The sequence below is a fragment of the Agrococcus versicolor genome, from assembly GCF_039531815.1.
Taxonomy (GTDB): domain Bacteria; phylum Actinomycetota; class Actinomycetes; order Actinomycetales; family Microbacteriaceae; genus Agrococcus; species Agrococcus versicolor.
The window spans coordinates 383,673-398,449 of the sequence record NZ_BAAAQT010000006.1; the positions used below are offsets into that span (position 1 = coordinate 383,673).

Here is a 14,777-nt window from a genome sequence, read left to right on the forward strand (position 1 = left end):
AGCATGGTTCGAAGGAGCATCCATGACCGACACGGTCCTGAACGACGCCATCGCGTCCGACCCGGCGGCGGGCGACCGCGCACGCGCGCTCGACGCCCACGTGTTCCACTCGTGGTCCGTGCAGGGGCAGACGAACCCCTTCGCGATCGCCGGCGGCCTCGGCACGCGGGTGTGGGATCACGACGGACGCGAGTACCTCGACTTCTCGAGCCAGCTCGTCAACGCGAACATCGGCCATCAGCATCCCAAGGTCGTCGCGGCGATCAAGGCCCAGGCCGACGTGCTCACGACCGTCGCACCCGCGACGACGAACCTCGTGCGCGGCGAGGCCGCCGCGGCGGTGCTCGCGCACGCGCCCGGCTTCCAGAGCGTCTTCTTCACGAACGGCGGCGCCGACGCGATCGAGAACGCCATCCGCATGGCGCGCCTCCACACGGGTCGCGACAAGGTCGTGTCGCTGTACCGCTCGTACCACGGCAACACCGGCGCGGCCGTCGTCGCGACGGGCGACTGGCGGCGCGTGCCCAACGAGTACGCGCGCGGCCACGTGCACGCCTTCGGGCCGTTCCTCTACCGCAGCGAGTTCTGGTCGGCGTCGGTCGAGCAGGAGTGCGAGCGCGCCCTGCACCACATGCGCCGCGTCATCGAGGCCGAGGGCCCCGAGTCGGTCGCCGCGATCCTCGTCGAGGCCATCCCCGGCACCGCGGGCGTCATCGTGCCGCCTCCCGGGTACCTCGCGGGCCTGCGCGAGCTCGCCGACCGCTTCGGTGCGATGCTGATCATGGACGAGGTGATGTCGGGCTTCGGGCGGACGGGCGAGTGGTTCGCGCACGACGCGCACGACGTGCGCCCCGACCTCATCGCCTTCGCGAAGGGCGTCAACTCGGGCTACGTGCCCGTGGGCGGCGTCGTCGTGAGCCCCGAGATCCACGAGACCTTCTCGAGCCGCGTCTTCCCCGGCGGGCTCACCTACTCCGGCCACCCGCTCGCGGCGGCGTCGATCGTCGCGACGCTCGACGCCATGGCGAGCGAGGGCATCGTCGACAACGCGCGTCGCATCGGCCAGGACGTGCTCGGCCCGGGCCTCGCAGCGCTCGCCGAGCGGCACGCGATGATCGGCGAGGCGCGTGGCGTCGGCGTGTTCTGGGCGCTCGACCTCGTGTCGGACGCCAAGACGCGCACGCCGGTCGGCGCCGACGTCATCGGGGCGCTGAAGGGTGCGCTGCTGCGGCGCGGCCTGCTGCCGTTCGCCGCCGACAACCGCATCCACGTCGTGCCGCCGTGCGTCGTCACCGACGACGAGGCGCACCGCGCGCTCGAGATCTACGACGAGGCGTTCGCCGAGGTCGCGGGCGGGGCCGCAGCATGAGCGTGCACCTCATCGGTGGCGGCTGGGCCGAGGACGAGACGGCCTGGACGGGCCGCTTCGTCGCCGAGGCGCGCGACCGCGCCGACGGCCGGCCGACGATCGCGGTCGTGCTGTGGGCCGAGACGGCCGCCGAGGGCGAGGCGTGGCACGCCGACTACCGGGACGACCTCGGCACGCACGACTGCGACGTGCGGTTCGTGCAGCTCGCGGCCGACCGCGCCCTCGAGGCGTCGGACCTCGCGGGCGCCGACGGCATCTTCGTCGGCGGCGGGCTGACGCCCGGCTACCACGCCGCGATCATGCCGGCGGCGCAGGCCATCCGCGAGCTCGTCGCCGACGGCACCCCGTACGCGGGCTTCTCGGCCGGCGCGATGATCGCCGGCGACGTCGCGCTGCTGGGCGGCTGGCGCATCGGCGGCGTCGAGGTGACGCAGGAGCACGCGGGCGAGGGGCTCGACGAGGTGACGCTCGCCGAGGGCCTCGGGCTCGTCGACGTCGTCGTCGACGTGCACGCGTCGCAGCACGGCACGCTCGGCCGAGCGGTCGCGATCGTCGACGCCGAGCTCGCCGACCGCGCCGTCGCGATCGACGAGCGCACGTCGCTCGTCGCAGGCGCCTCCGCGCTCGTCGCCGCCGGCGAGGGCAACGTGTTCGTGTGCTCGAAGAGCGGCCCGCACGTGCAGGTCGCGGTGCTGGGAGGCCGATGATCGCGCCGCTGGCCGAGCTCGTCGACGCGGGCTGGGCCGAGGCGCTCGCCCCCGTCGAGCCGCAGATCCGGCAGCTCGGCGAGCGGCTGCGCGCCGAGACCGCGGCGGGCCGCCGGTACCTGCCGGACGGCGCGCGGGTCCTGCGCGCCTTCGAGCGTCCGCTCGCCGACGTGCGCGTGCTCGTCGTCGGGCAGGATCCGTACCCGACGCCCGGGCATGCCGTCGGCCTGTCGTTCTCGGTCGACGCCGACGTGCGGCCCGTGCCGCGATCCCTGCAGAACATCTACCGGGAGCTGGAGGACGACCTCGGCATCCCGCCCGCGTCGCACGGCGACCTCACCCGGTGGGCCGACCAGGGCGTGCTCCTGCTCAACCGCGTGCTCACGACGAGCGAGGGCGCGAGCGACGCGCATCGAGGCTGGGGGTGGGAGGCCGTCACCGAGCAGGCGATCTCGGCCCTCGCGCACCGCGGCGGCCCGCTCGTCGCCGTGCTGTGGGGTGCGAAGGCGCAGGCGCTCGCCCCGATGCTCGGCAGCACCCCCATCGTGTCGAGCCCGCATCCGTCCCCGCTGTCGGCGTCGCGCGGCTTCTTCGGCTCCAAGCCGTTCTCCCGCGTCGACGAGCTCCTGCGCGAGCAGGGCGCCGACCCGATCGACTGGCGACTGGAGTAGTGATGCTGCCCGAGGAGTACGACCGCCGGCGCGTGCTGCCGAGGCATCTGCGCACCGTGCGCGCCGAGCCGGAGTTCTCCTTCACGATCCGCCCGGCGACGATCCGCGACATCCCCGCCATCCGTTCGATCCACTCGCACTACGTGCTGAACTCGTCGGTGACGCTCGAGGATCGCCCGAAGACCATCGCCGAGTGGCGGCGCACGTTCGACGTCCTCGAGCGCCTGCGGCTGCCGTTCCTCGTCGCCGAGTCGGGGACGCACACGATCATCGGCTACGCGCTCGCGGAGCCGTGGAAGCCTCGGAGCGCCTACCGCAAGATCGTCGAGCACTCGATCTTCCTGTCGCCCGCCTCGACCGGCAGGGGGCTCGGCAAGGCGCTGCTCGTCGCGCTCATCGACGCCGCCACCGCGACGGGATGCAAGGAGATGATCGCCGTCATCGCCGACGAGAAGGCGGATGCCTCGGTGCGCCTGCACGAGCGCCTCGGCTTCCGCGAGACGGGCCGCATGGGCAAGGTCGGCCGCAAGTTCGGCCGCTGGCTCGGCACGATCACGATGGTCAAGCCGCTGAAGCGGCGGCGCTGAGGCTCGACCCTGGCGTCGGCCGGACGGGTCAGCGGCGCACGAGCCCCTGGTCGTAGGCGAGGATGACGAGCTGCACGCGGTCGCGGGCGTCGAGCTTGCGCAGGAGTCGGCCGACGTGGGTCTTGACGGTCGACTCGGACAGCACGAAGCGCCGAGCGAGCTCGTCGTTCGTGAGGCCCTCGGCGATCGCGACGAGGAACTCCCGCTCGCGCGGCGTGAGGACGTCGAGCGCCGAGGCGTCGGCCGAGCTCGGGCCCGACGACGCGAAGTGCTCGAGCATGCGACGCGTCACCGTCGGGGCGAGCGCGGCGTCGCCTGCGTGCACGGCGCGGATGGCGGCCACGAGCTCGGCGGGGCGCGCATCCTTCAGCAGGAAGCCGCTCGCACCGGCGCGCAGCGCTGCGTAGGCGTACTCGTCGAGGTCGAACGTCGTGAGCACGAGCACCTTCGGCAGCGCGCCGGCCGCCGTGATGCGCTCGGTCGCGGCGATGCCGTCGACGCCGGGCATGCGCACGTCCATGAGCACGACGTCGACGCCGCCGCGCGCCGCGAGGGCGATGGCGGCAGCGCCGTCGCTCGCCTCGCCGACGACCTCGACGTCGGGCTCGGCCTCGAGCACCATGCGGAAGCCGAGGCGCACGAGCTCCTGGTCGTCGACGAGGGCGATGCGGATGGTCATGGCTGCTCCATGCGGTGGTCGGGGACGATGGTCTCGGGTGCGGCCGCGTCCGCGGCGGACGCGTCGGCGGCGTGCGGCGCCGTGGCCTGCAGCGCGAGCGGCGCCTCCGGCACGGCTGCGATGCGGCCGGCCTCGTGCAGCCTCGCAGCGACGCGCCACCCCGTCGGCTCGCGACGGCCGGCGTCGACGGCGCCGTCGAACATCGCGACGCGCTCGCGGATGCCGACGATCCCGCGCCCCGCACCCGTCGTCGTCGCGGGCGCGCCCGTGCCGTCGTCGACGACCTCGACGTCGACGACGCTGCCGTCGTGGCGCACGGCGACCTCGACGCGGGCGGCGTCGGACGCGTGGCGCATGACGTTGGTCAGCGACTCCTGCACGATGCGGTGCACCGTGAGCGCGAGCGCCTGGTCGGCGATCGCCGCACCCGACGTCGTGAGCCGCACCGGCATCCCGGCGTCGCGGAACGACGCGACGAGGGCCTGCAGGTCGCCTGCGGCCGGCTGCGGTGCGCGCTGCGCATCCTCGACGCCGGGCTCGCGCAGCACGCCGAGCAGCCTGCGCATCTCGGCGAGCGAGTCGCGGCCCGTGTCGGCGACGCGACGCATCGTGTCGGCGGCGCGATCGGGGTCGCGCGAGGCCTGCGCCGCCGAGCCCTCGGCGAGCGTCACCATCACCGTGAGGCCGTGGCTCACGACGTCGTGCATCTCGCGGGCGATGCGCGCCCGCTCGGCCGCGACGGCGAGCTGCGCCTGCTGGTCGCGATCGCGCGCGATGTCGTCGGCACGCCCGATGAGCGCCGCCACGTACGCGCGACGGGCCCGCACCGAGGTGCCGAGCAGCACCGCGACGACGAACGAGGCGATCCCGACGAGGTTGATCGACACGACGGGGCCGATGTCGAGGCGGTCGGCGGACGGCACGACGAGCGTCGACAGCAGCGAGCCCGCGGAGGCGGCGCCGACCCCGATCCACACGTGCGCCGTGCGCGCGTAGGCGCCGAGCGAGTACAGCGCGACGTACACGGCGATGAACGCGCCCGCGGCCGCCGACGACGGCATGGCGAGCATCGCCGCGACGACGATCGTGACGACGAGCGGGAACCGCCTGCGCCACAGCAGCGCTGCGCCCGCGACGATCGACGCGGCGAGCATGAGGACGCCCTCGATGCGCTGCGCCGGCTCGAAGGCGGCGAGCACGAAGCCCACCGCGAGGATCGGCAGCTGCGAGCCGACGACGAGCGTCCAGTCGACGAGTCGCGGATGCCGAGCGGTGAAGCGGCGCAGCACGCCCGGCGGGCGGGGGAGCGCGACGGTGCCCCCGACGTCGCCGTCGGGGGCACCGTGCGCGGTCGTCATCGAGGTCGACCCTACGCGTCGCGCCTCACGAGCGCGGCCGCGGCGCCCGCGAGGGCGACGGCCGGCCAGGCGATCGTGACGACGAGGGCGCGCCAGAAGTCGCCGTCCATCTCGGCGTTCGGCATCGAGATCACGAGGCCCGAGTTCGGCAGCAGGTACGGCGACGCCTCCTGCACCCACTCGAAGGGCACGAGGCCCACGACGGTCGGCAGCACGAGCAGCACGCCGAGCGCGATGGCGATCGCACCGGCGCCGGAGCGCACGAGCGTGCCGACGGCGAGCGCGAACACGGTCAGCAGCGCCAGGTACACCGCACCGCCGAGCACCGTGTACAGGACGGAGACGTCGAGGCCCATGTCGTCGACGGGGATGCCGTAGCCGGCCGCGATCGCGATCGTCGAGCCGATGCCGACCGCGAGCGAGATGGCGCTCGCGACGAACGTCACGATGCCGACGACGAGCGCCTTCGCGCCGAGCACGGGCAGGCGCGTCGGCACGGCGGTGAGCGTCGAGCGGATCTGCCCGGAGCCGTACTCGCCGGTGATGACGATGACGCCGACGATCGCGAACACGAGCTGCGACACGAGGATGCCGGCGGTGCCGAGCGCCGCGACGGGGATGTCCGACAGCAGCCCCTGCTCGATCGCACCCTCGGGAGCGGTCGCGAAGGTCGCGAACGCGGCGAGCGCACCGAAGCCCGCCGTGATGACGACGGCGATCGCGATGGCCCAGCCGACGGAGCGGACGCTCGTGAGCTTGATCCACTCGGCGCGCACGACGCCGCCGAAGGTGACGCGGTGCGGCGACTCGCGGAAGGTCGCGCGACGCGCCTCGGGTGCGTCGGCGGTGGGGGTGGTGGCGGTCATCGGGTGCCTTCCGTCCTGTACTCGACGGCGTCGCTCGTGAGCGCCATGTAGCGCTCCTCGAGCGTCGCCTTGCGGGGAGCGAGCTCCTCGATGCCGATGCCTGCGCCCACGGCGACCTCGGCGATGCGCGGCGCGGCGACGCCCGACACCTCGACGGCGTCGGGGGCGACCTGCGTCACGGTGACGTCGTCGGCGGCGAGCAGATGCGGCAGCCGGTCGACGCCGGCGCCGCGCACGAGCACGACCGGGCCGCCCTGGCCGCCGAGCATCTCGTCGATCGACTGGTCGGCGAGCACGCGCCCTCGCCCCAGCACGACGACGCGGTCGGCGACCTGCGCCATCTCGCTCATGAGGTGCGACGAGAGCAGGACCGCGCGACCCTCGGCCGCGAGCGAGCGCAGCAGGCGGCGCACCCAGGCGACGCCCTCGGGGTCGAGGCCGTTGACGGGCTCGTCGAGGATGAGCGTGTGGGGGTCGCCGAGCAGCGCCGCGGCGATGCCGAGCCGCTGGCCCATGCCGAGCGAGAAGCCGCCGACGCGCTTGCGGGCGACGGACTCCAGGCCCGTGACCTCGAGCACCTCGCGGACGCGGGCCTTGCCGATGCCGTGCGTCGCGGCCATGCCGAGCAGGTGCCGTTCGGCGGTGCGGCCGGGGTGCCACGCCTTCGCGTCGAGCAGCGCGCCGATCTCGGTCAGCGGCGAACGGAGGTCGCGGTAGGCGGAGCCGCCGATCGTGACGGATCCGGAGTCGGGGCGGTCGAGGCCGACGATCATGCGCATCGTCGTGGACTTGCCTGCGCCGTTGGGCCCGAGGAAGCCGGTGACGAGGCCGGGGCGGACGACGAAGCCGACGTCGTCGACGGCGGTCTTCGCGCCGTAGCGCTTGGTGAGGTGCTCTGCGGTGATCATGCATCCAGCCTGGCCGCGTGGCCGTCGCGGCACATCGGCCGAGCGGCTGAGCCTGCGGTGGATGCCGTGGTACCCAGGGCCGACGGCGGGCGCGACCAGGGTGCCCGCCGGGCCTGCGCGGCGAGAGAGTCGGTGCCCGAGTCGGTGCCCGATGTCGGTGCCCGGTGCGATGCTCGCGACCATGACGACCTACGACGAGTGGAAGGCGGCGCGCGTCTCCGCCGACCTGCAGGCGGCCGCCGCCGCCTCGAGCCTCCAGGCCGTCGTCACGAGCATCGGACCCGGGCTGTGGATGGTGTCGGTCGCCGGGGTCACGCGCGGCTTCGTCACGCAGATCGACGTGCGAGGCGAGCTGCGCTTCCAGGCGCGGCTCCGCCACGTCGACCCGGGCCGAGGCACCCGCATCGGCGAGTACTGGGAGCTCGGCAAGGCCGTCGCGGCGCTCCTGGCCGAGGTGCCGAGGTACCACGGGCGCGATCCGTTCCGCGAGCTCACGAACTACGTCTCCCGCGACCAGATGCGCGAGCGCACCGAGCGCGCGCGGCAGCGGCGGCGCGGCAGCCGCTACTCCTAGCCTGCCCGCCCCGCTCCCCGCCCCGCTCCCTGAGCCCCACCCCGCTCCCTGAGGTGCGACCCCCGCCCCGCTCCCTGAGGTGCGACCCCCGCCCCGCTCCCTGAGGTGCGAGCGAAGCGAGCCTCGAAGGGCGCCCCGAGCCCCCACCCCGCTCCCTGAGGTGCGAGCCCCGCCCCGCTCCCTGAGGTGCGAGCGGAGCGAGCCTCGAAGGGCGCCCCGAGCCCCCACCCCGCTCCCTGAGGTGCGAGCCCCCGCCCCGCTCCCTGAGGTGCGAGCGAAGCGAGCCTCGAAGGGCGCCCCTAGGCTCGACCACGTGACGGCGCTGCATGAGCTCTCGGCCATCGACCTGTGGGATGCCCTGCATCGCCGGCGCGTGTCGGCCCGCGAGGTGGCCGAGCACTTCCTCGCACGCATCGACGCCGACGCGTCGAACGCGTTCGTCACCGTGACGCCGGAGGCGGCGCTCGCCCGCGCCGACGCCATCGACGCCGCCGACGACCGCACACCCGTCATCCTCGGCCTGCCGTTCGCCGACAAGGACCTCGTGCAGCGCGCGGGCGTGCGCACCCAGTTCGGCTCGCGTGCGCGGGAGGGCTTCGTGCCGACGGTCTCGGATCCGATGGCCGTCGTGCTCGACGAGGCCGGCGGCGTGAGCCTCGGCAAGACGGCGACGCCCGAGCTCGGCTTCGCCGGGCACACCTCGAGCGCCCTCACCGGGCACACGACCCTGCCGGGGCGTCCCGACCTGGGTGCCGGCGGCTCCTCGGGCGGTGCGGCTGCGGCGGTCGCGGCGGGACTGCTGCCCTTCGCACCCGGGAGCGACGGCGGAGGCTCGGTCCGCATCCCCGCCGCCGTCTGCGGACTCGTCGGGCTCAAGCCGTCGCGCGGCCGCGTGCCGGCGCACTCGGGCGTCGGGCAGATCGGCGGCCTGTCGGTCGCGGGCCCCATCGCGCGCACCGTCATCGACGCCGCCCTGCTGATGGAGGCGATGCTCGGTCGCGTGAACGGCGTCGTGCCGCACCGCACGACGCTGCGCTCGCCCGAGCACGACCAGGGCTCGCTGCTCGCCGCGGCGATGCGCGGCGAGGGCCGCTACCGCATCGCGGTGCTCGAGGGCACGCCGTGGGACGACGCCGTCGACGTCGTCATCGCGCAGGAGGCGCGCGACGCCATCGCGGTCGCGGTGCGCGAGCTCGATCGCGCGGGCCACGCCCTCGAGGAGCTCGCGATGCCGCCGCTGCCCGGGTACGCCGAGGTCTTCGCCCGCATCTGGCAGTTCGGGGCGGCGAGCGTGCCGTTCGACGACCGGCAGCTGTCGCTCGTCGAGCCGCTGACGCGCTGGCTCGTGGAGGAGGGACGTCGACTCACCGCCGTCGACGTCGGCCGTGCCGTCTCGCAGGCCACGGCGTTCGAGCGCACGATCGTGGGAGCCTTCGCCCCGTTCGACGCCGTCCTCACGCCGACGGCTGCGCTGCCGCCGCGCCCCCTCGACTGGTACGGCGACGACCCCGAGGGGTCGTTCCAGCAGCAGGTGCGGCACACGCCGCAGACGTCGTTCGTGAACGTCGCGGGATTGCCGGCCATCACGCTGCCCGTGCACGTGACGGCCGAGGGCCTGCCGATGGGTGCGCAGCTCATCGGCCGCCCGGGCGAGGAGGCGACGCTCCTCGCGATCGGCCGTCAGCTCGAGCGGCGCATCCCCTGGGAGCAGCGAACCCTCGCGCGCTTCGCCTGACGGGCCCGGCTGCCGGACTGGTCACCGTCGCACCCTGACTGGTCACGATTGCACCTCGACTGGTCACTGTCGGACCTCGACTGGTCACCGTCGCACGTCGACTGGTCGCCGTTGCACCTGTTGCAGGAGTCTCGAGGTGCAGTGGTGACCAGTCGAGGTGCAACGGTGACCAGTCTGCGCAAGAGGTGACCACTCGGCGCAGGACGTGACCAGTCGGCGCAGGAGAAGACCGGTCGGCGCAGGACGTGACCGGTCGGCGCAGGACGTGACCGGTCGGCGCAAGACGCGACCGTTCGACGACAGCGGGCCCGATCGCACGGCACGCCTGCCTGGTCGCCGACGATCCGGGCAGCCTCCGGCTACGACGCCTTCGGGGTGCGCCGCGTGCGCCGCTCGCGCTGCCTCGGGGCGTAGCCGCCCAGCTCGAGCCCGGCCTCGACCTCGAAGCGGTTCGTCGTGGCCTCGATGCCGGCCGCGTAGTACAGCGGGATGAAGGCGAGGCCGTAGCGGCGCCACTGCTGCCGGTGCACCTCCTCGTGGGCGAGGATGCCGGGCGACACGTTCGTGCTCGTCAGGAAGGTCGCGCCGACGGTCGTGCCACCCCGGCCGAACGCCCATGCGGGCAGGCCCGAGACGACGTGCAGCTCGCCCGCGGTGCGCACGTCGCCGCCGAGCAGCCGCCCCCACGCGAGCGCCGCGCGCGTCGCGAGCCGGTATCCGGGCTCGGTCATCCGATCCGACAGCAGCGCCCGCCGCGCGGGCTCGAGCGCCGCGTGCGCGGCCCGACCCGTGGCGTGGCCGATCGAGCGCAGTCCCATGCGCCAGACGCTACCGCCGCGCGCCGCCGCCTGCACCTCGGGTGCGCAGGGGAGCCTCGACCGGCGGCGACGCCTCCGACTACGCTCGCCCCATGCGGATCGCGATGGTGTCGATGCACACCTCGCCTGCCGACAGGCCCGGCGCGGGTGACGCGGGTGGCATGAACGTCTACGTGCTCGAGACGGCACGAGCGCTCGCCGCGCGCGGCCATCAGGTCGACCTCTTCACGCGCGCGCCGGGCACGCGCTGGACGAAGCGTCTCGCACCCGGCGTCACCCTCTACGCGCTCGAGACGGGCGGCGGCGCTGTGCGCAAGCACGACCTGCCGAACCTCGCGGACGAGTTCGGCGAGGAGCTGCAGCGCGTCGCGATCGACGCCGCCGAGCCGTACGACGTCATCCATGCCCACTACTGGCTCTCGGGGCTCGCATCGCTGCCGGTGTGCCTCGCGCTCGGCATCCCGCTCGTGCAGACCTTCCACACGCTCGCGCTGCAGAAGGAGGCCGGCGGCGCCTCCGAGCCCGAACGTCGCAGGCTCACCGAGCGCTACCTCGCGCTCGAGTCCGACGCCGTCGTCGCCGTGTCGAACGCCGAGGCCGACGTCGTCATCGACGGGCTGCACGTCGACGCGTCCCGCATCTGGCTCGTGCGGCCGGGCGTCGACGCCGACGCCTTCACGCCTCCGGGGTTCGACGTGCGCGACGACGTGCGCGCGCGGCTCGGGGTGCGCGACCACGAGGCGCTCGTCGTCGTCGCAGGACGCGTGCAGCCGACGAAGGGGCAGGACCTCGCGGTGCGGATGCTCGAGCACCTCGACGACGCGGTGCTCGCGATCGCCGGCGAGGCGCCGCCCGGCGACGAGGCGTTCGTCGACGAGCTCATGGCGACGGCCATCGAGCTGGGCGTCGAGGATCGCGTGCGCCGGATCGGCTCGCTCGACCGGCCGGAGCTCGCACGGCTCATGGGGGCGGCGAGCCTCGTCGTCGTGCCGAGCCGTGCCGAGACGTTCGGCATCGTCGCGCTCGAGGCGGCCGCGTGCGGCACCCCCGTCGTCGCCGCCGACGTGGGCGGGCTGCCCGAGTCGGTCGTCGACGGCACGACGGGCGTGCTCGTGGCAGGCCGCGATCCCGTGGCGTGGGCGGCGGCGTGCCGCCGGCTCATCGACGACCCCGTGCGCCTGTCCGAGCTCTCGGCGAGCGCACGCATCGAGGTCGAGCGACGCACGTGGCAGGCATCCGCCGAACGCCTCGACCAGGTCTACCGCGCACTGGGCGCCGACCCCGACTGACCTGCGCCGCCCGCTCGTCCGCGTCGCAGCGGGCACGTGCAGCGCGCCCCGCACCCGTCGCGAGGTACGCATCTCGACGCCGGGTGCTGCGATCTCGGCACCTCGTGACGGGATGCGTACCTCGGAACGTCCAGGCGCCTCGCGGGGACCAGGCGGCACGTGCGGACGACGACGGGGGCGAGCCCGCAGGCTCGCCCCCTCGCTCATGCGTCGATCGTCAGCGGTCGACGACCTCGGCGTCGACGGAGCCGTCGGTCAGCGCCGACTGCTGCGAGCCCGAGGTGACGGCCTGCTGCTGGCCGCGCTTCAGCTCGGCGAGGCGCGCCTCGATCTCGGTGTCGCGGTCGTGGTTCTCGAGCGCCTCGAACTGCGCGTCGAGGCTCGACGCCGACAGCTCCTGCTGGCCGAGCACCTTCGCCTCCTCGCGACGGATCTTCTCCTCGAAGCGGCCGATCTCGCTCGTCGGGTCCATGATGTCGATCGACTTGATGGCGTCGTGCACCTGCGACTGCGCCTGCGCGGTCTTCTGGCGGGCGATGAGCTCGGAGCGCTTCGACTTCAGCTCGTCGAGCTTCTGCTTCATCGTGTCGAGGCCGGACTTCAGCTTGTCGACGACCTGCGTCTGCGACTGGATGGACGGCTCGGCCGCGCGGGCCTCCGACTCGGCCTGCATCTGCTTCGAGAGCGCGACCTTCGCGAGGTTGTCGAACTTGTCGGCGTCGGACGAGCCCTCGCTGCGCAGCTGGTCGGCCTTCTGGCTCGCGGCGAGCGCCTTGCGACCCCAGTCCTGCGAGGCGCGGACGTCCTCCTGGTAGTCCTGCTCCTGCATGCGCAGGTTGCCGATCGTCTGCGCGATGGCCTGCTCGGCCTCGGCGATCGAGTTCGTGTAGTCGCGCACGAGCTGGTCGAGCATCTTCTGCGGGTCCTCGGCCTGGTCGAGGAGTGCGTTGACGTTCGCTCGCGCGAGCTGGGCGATGCGACCGAGGATGGACTGCTTGGACATGGTCTCCCTTTCGAGTGCCGTGTGGTCTGGATGCCGTGGATGGATGTGAGGACGGGCCCGCCGGACCCGGTGGGCTAGAAGTCGCCGCCGCCGCCGTCGAAGCCGCCGAAGCCGCCACCGCCGCCGAAGAAGCCGCCGAAGTCGCCGCCGCCGCCGCTGAACCCGCCGCCGTCGCCGCCCCCGCCGAAGAAGCCGCCGTCGCCGCCGGATGCCGAGGCACCCCAGTCGCCGCCGCCGCCGTGGTGCGAGCCACCCATGAGGATGTTGCCGAGCACCGAGCCGAGCACGCCGCCCATGACGGCGCCGCCGACGTTGCCCATGCCTCCGCCGATGCCGCCGATCGCGTCGCCGGCGTCGAAGCCGTCGCGGTCGCGTCGCCCGCGACCACCGCCTCCGCGGTAGTACGGGTTGCGGGAGCCGCCGCCGTAGCCGGAGATGTCGTCGTCGGCGGCGCGCAGCGCCTCCTCGGCCCGCTCCGAGGCGCGCCGAGCGGCATCGGTCGCCGCGACCACGTCGGACTGCTGCATGCGCAGCGCCTGCGCGAGGTCCTCCTGGGCGAGGGCGAGGAGCCTGCGAGGCTGCGAGCCGACGGCGATGCGCCGCGTCGAGAGGTACTGCTCGGCGGCGTCGATGTTCTGCCTGGCCGACGCGAGCCATCCCTGCAGCGACGACGTCGCACGGCCCTGCCGCTGCGACTCGTCGCGCGACTGCCCCGTGGCCTGCTCGAGCGTGTCGTTCGCGCGCTGCAGGCGGGGGAGCACCTCGGCGACGTCGACGGGCGTGCGCCGCGCATCCGCGACCGCCTGCTCGGCGAGCTGGATGATGGGCGCGAGATCGGTGCGGCCCCTCGGCAGCGATCGCGCGACGGCGACGTCGTTCACGGTGTCGTCGACGAGGGCGCGCAGCTGCTGCTCGCTCGCGGCGAGGTCGTCGCCGGCGCGCTCGACCCCTGCGAGGAGCGACTGGGCCTGCGCGAGCGCGGCCTCGGCGGCGTGCACGGCGACGGCCGCCTGGCCGCCTCCCGCCGCCCGGCCCTGCGCGACGGCCTCGTCGATCGCCGGCAGCAGGCGCTCGGCGCCGTCGATGTTCTGCTGCACGGGGGCGATGGAGGCACCCGTGTAGCGGTCGTCGAGGCGGTCGAGGATGCGCCGGGCGTCGGCGATGCGGGCGTCGAGGCGGGTGCGGGCGGTCGCGACCGCCTCGAGCGCCTGCGGCGCGGTGTGCTCGAGGTCGCGCAGCTCCTCGAACCCCTTGGCGTGGCTCGCGAGCTCGGCCGTGGCGCCCTCGGCGATCTGCAGGATGCGGCTCGACCAGTCGTGCCGCTCCTGGTCGGTGTCGGGGAAGGCGTCGTCGAGCTGCTGCTGCAGGGTGAAGGCCTCCTGGAGGCCGCCCTTCGCGCGCTCGAGCGCCTGCTGGTACTGCGCGACGGGCTCGGCGCCGAACTGCGCGATGGCGAACTGCAGCTCCTGCTCGGACTGCTGCACGGTGTCGTCGAGCTGCACGAGCGCGATGTCGGCGCGCTGGCGCAGCTGGTCGAGGCTCAGCTGCTGCTGCTCGAGCTCCTGCTGCTGCTCCCGCCGTCCCTTGCGGCGCTTCGCGATGCGGGTGCCGACGAAGACGCCGGCGCCGACGACCGCGAGGCCGCCGACGACCGCGGCACCGGTGCCGAGCGCGACCTGGCTGGGCGGCGCCGCGTCCTCGGCGATGCGCTCGGCATAGGCGACGATGCCGCCGGCGACGTCGCCGGAGTTCAGCGCGGGCACGAGGGCGTCGTCCTCGGCATCGGCGAGCTGCTCCTCGCTCCGATCGACGCCCGAGCCGATCGAGTACGCGTACTGCCCATCGTCGATGGCGATCGACAGCAGCACCGACGAGTCGGACAGGCCCGACGTCACGGCCGACTCGTTCGACCACTCCTCGGGGCTCAGCCCGTCGAACGACGACACGACGACGGCGGAGACCTGCACGTCGGACGACGCGTTCGCCGCCGCGAGCGCCTGCTCGATCTCGCCCGCGTCTCCCGAGAGCTGCCCGGACTCGTCGACGAACACGTCGCCGCCCAGGTCGACCGGATCCTCCGTCGCGAGCGCGCCCGCGCTCAGCGACAGCATGGCCGCGCCGGCGATGCCGGCCGCCACGAATCCCTTGACGATGCTGCTGCGCATCCATCCCCCCTCGAGGCGTCACCTTCGGCGCGAGCCTACCGGCCGGGT

Annotated in this window: 14 protein-coding genes; 7 read left to right on the forward strand and 7 right to left on the reverse strand. The window is 74.0% G+C overall.

All coding sequences use genetic code 11. The features are described 5' to 3' along the window. The first annotated feature begins 22 nt into the window (after positions 1–22). Genes ABD249_RS10180 through ABD249_RS10195 form a run of 4 tightly spaced genes read left to right on the forward strand, consistent with a single transcriptional unit; the run spans position 23 to position 3,334 of the window. On the forward strand, positions 23–1,369 hold the full coding sequence (locus ABD249_RS10180; RefSeq protein ID WP_344343164.1) for an aminotransferase class III-fold pyridoxal phosphate-dependent enzyme: 1,347 nt from the start codon (positions 23–25) through the stop codon (positions 1,367–1,369). Then, complete coding sequence (locus ABD249_RS10185; protein WP_344343166.1) at positions 1,366–2,076, forward strand: Type 1 glutamine amidotransferase-like domain-containing protein; 711 nt, start codon at positions 1,366–1,368, stop codon at positions 2,074–2,076. The genes ABD249_RS10180 and ABD249_RS10185 overlap by 4 nt, the downstream gene beginning before the upstream one ends. Next, entirely contained in the window at positions 2,073–2,747 is a 675-nt protein-coding gene (locus ABD249_RS10190) for a uracil-DNA glycosylase (RefSeq protein WP_344343168.1), read from the forward strand. The genes ABD249_RS10185 and ABD249_RS10190 overlap by 4 nt, the downstream gene beginning before the upstream one ends. A 2-nt stretch (positions 2,748–2,749) precedes the next feature. Beyond that, on the forward strand, positions 2,750–3,334 hold the full coding sequence (locus ABD249_RS10195) for a GNAT family N-acetyltransferase (RefSeq protein WP_344343928.1): 585 nt from the start codon (positions 2,750–2,752) through the stop codon (positions 3,332–3,334). 28 nt (positions 3,335–3,362) lie between these two features. Here the strand turns inward: ABD249_RS10195 and ABD249_RS10200 are convergent, their stop codons facing one another. The 4 genes from ABD249_RS10200 to ABD249_RS10215 are packed head-to-tail and all read right to left on the reverse strand — an operon-like array spanning position 3,363 to position 7,145. Then, positions 3,363–4,013 carry a response regulator gene (locus ABD249_RS10200; protein ID WP_344343170.1) on the reverse strand — a complete coding sequence of 217 codons (651 nt, stop codon included), beginning with the start codon at positions 4,011–4,013 and terminating at the stop codon, positions 3,363–3,365. Next, positions 4,010–5,371 (reverse strand): sensor histidine kinase, encoded by a 1,362-nt coding sequence (locus tag ABD249_RS10205; RefSeq protein ID WP_344343172.1) that lies wholly within the window; start codon positions 5,369–5,371, stop codon positions 4,010–4,012. Before ABD249_RS10205 ends, ABD249_RS10200 begins: the two co-directional genes overlap by 4 nt. 11 nt (positions 5,372–5,382) lie before the next feature. Further along, positions 5,383–6,237, reverse strand: a complete 855-nt coding sequence (locus tag ABD249_RS10210; RefSeq protein ID WP_344343174.1) for an ABC transporter permease — start codon at positions 6,235–6,237, stop codon at positions 5,383–5,385. Further along, on the reverse strand, positions 6,234–7,145 hold the full coding sequence (locus tag ABD249_RS10215; RefSeq protein WP_344343176.1) for an ABC transporter ATP-binding protein: 912 nt from the start codon (positions 7,143–7,145) through the stop codon (positions 6,234–6,236). The genes ABD249_RS10210 and ABD249_RS10215 overlap by 4 nt, the downstream gene beginning before the upstream one ends. A 181-nt stretch (positions 7,146–7,326) precedes the next feature. Between ABD249_RS10215 and ABD249_RS10220 the strand changes: the two genes are divergently transcribed. Continuing rightward, positions 7,327–7,719, forward strand: coding sequence for a hypothetical protein (locus ABD249_RS10220; protein WP_344343178.1), 393 nt, complete (start codon positions 7,327–7,329; stop codon positions 7,717–7,719). Positions 7,720–8,032: 313 nt separating this feature from the next. Further along, positions 8,033–9,454 (forward strand): amidase, encoded by a 1,422-nt coding sequence (locus ABD249_RS10225; protein WP_344343180.1) that lies wholly within the window; start codon positions 8,033–8,035, stop codon positions 9,452–9,454. A 359-nt stretch (positions 9,455–9,813) separates the two neighbouring features. Here the strand turns inward: ABD249_RS10225 and ABD249_RS10230 are convergent, their stop codons facing one another. Beyond that, positions 9,814–10,272: a hypothetical protein gene (locus ABD249_RS10230; RefSeq protein ID WP_344343182.1), complete on the reverse strand. Its 459-nt coding sequence runs from the start codon at positions 10,270–10,272 to the stop codon at positions 9,814–9,816. A 92-nt stretch (positions 10,273–10,364) separates the two neighbouring features. Here ABD249_RS10230 and ABD249_RS10235 point away from each other — a divergent pair, with 92 nt between their 5' ends. Then, complete coding sequence (locus tag ABD249_RS10235) at positions 10,365–11,561, forward strand: glycosyltransferase (protein ID WP_344343184.1); 1,197 nt, start codon at positions 10,365–10,367, stop codon at positions 11,559–11,561. Positions 11,562–11,778: 217 nt separating this feature from the next. Here the strand turns inward: ABD249_RS10235 and ABD249_RS10240 are convergent, their stop codons facing one another. Together ABD249_RS10240 and ABD249_RS10245 are read right to left on the reverse strand one after the other, a co-directional pair. Beyond that, positions 11,779–12,564 carry a PspA/IM30 family protein gene (locus ABD249_RS10240; protein ID WP_344343186.1) on the reverse strand — a complete coding sequence of 262 codons (786 nt, stop codon included), beginning with the start codon at positions 12,562–12,564 and terminating at the stop codon, positions 11,779–11,781. A gap of 74 nt (positions 12,565–12,638) precedes the next feature. After that, positions 12,639–14,729 (reverse strand): TPM domain-containing protein, encoded by a 2,091-nt coding sequence (locus tag ABD249_RS10245; protein WP_344343188.1) that lies wholly within the window; start codon positions 14,727–14,729, stop codon positions 12,639–12,641. Between the last annotated feature and the right edge of the window lie 48 nt (positions 14,730–14,777).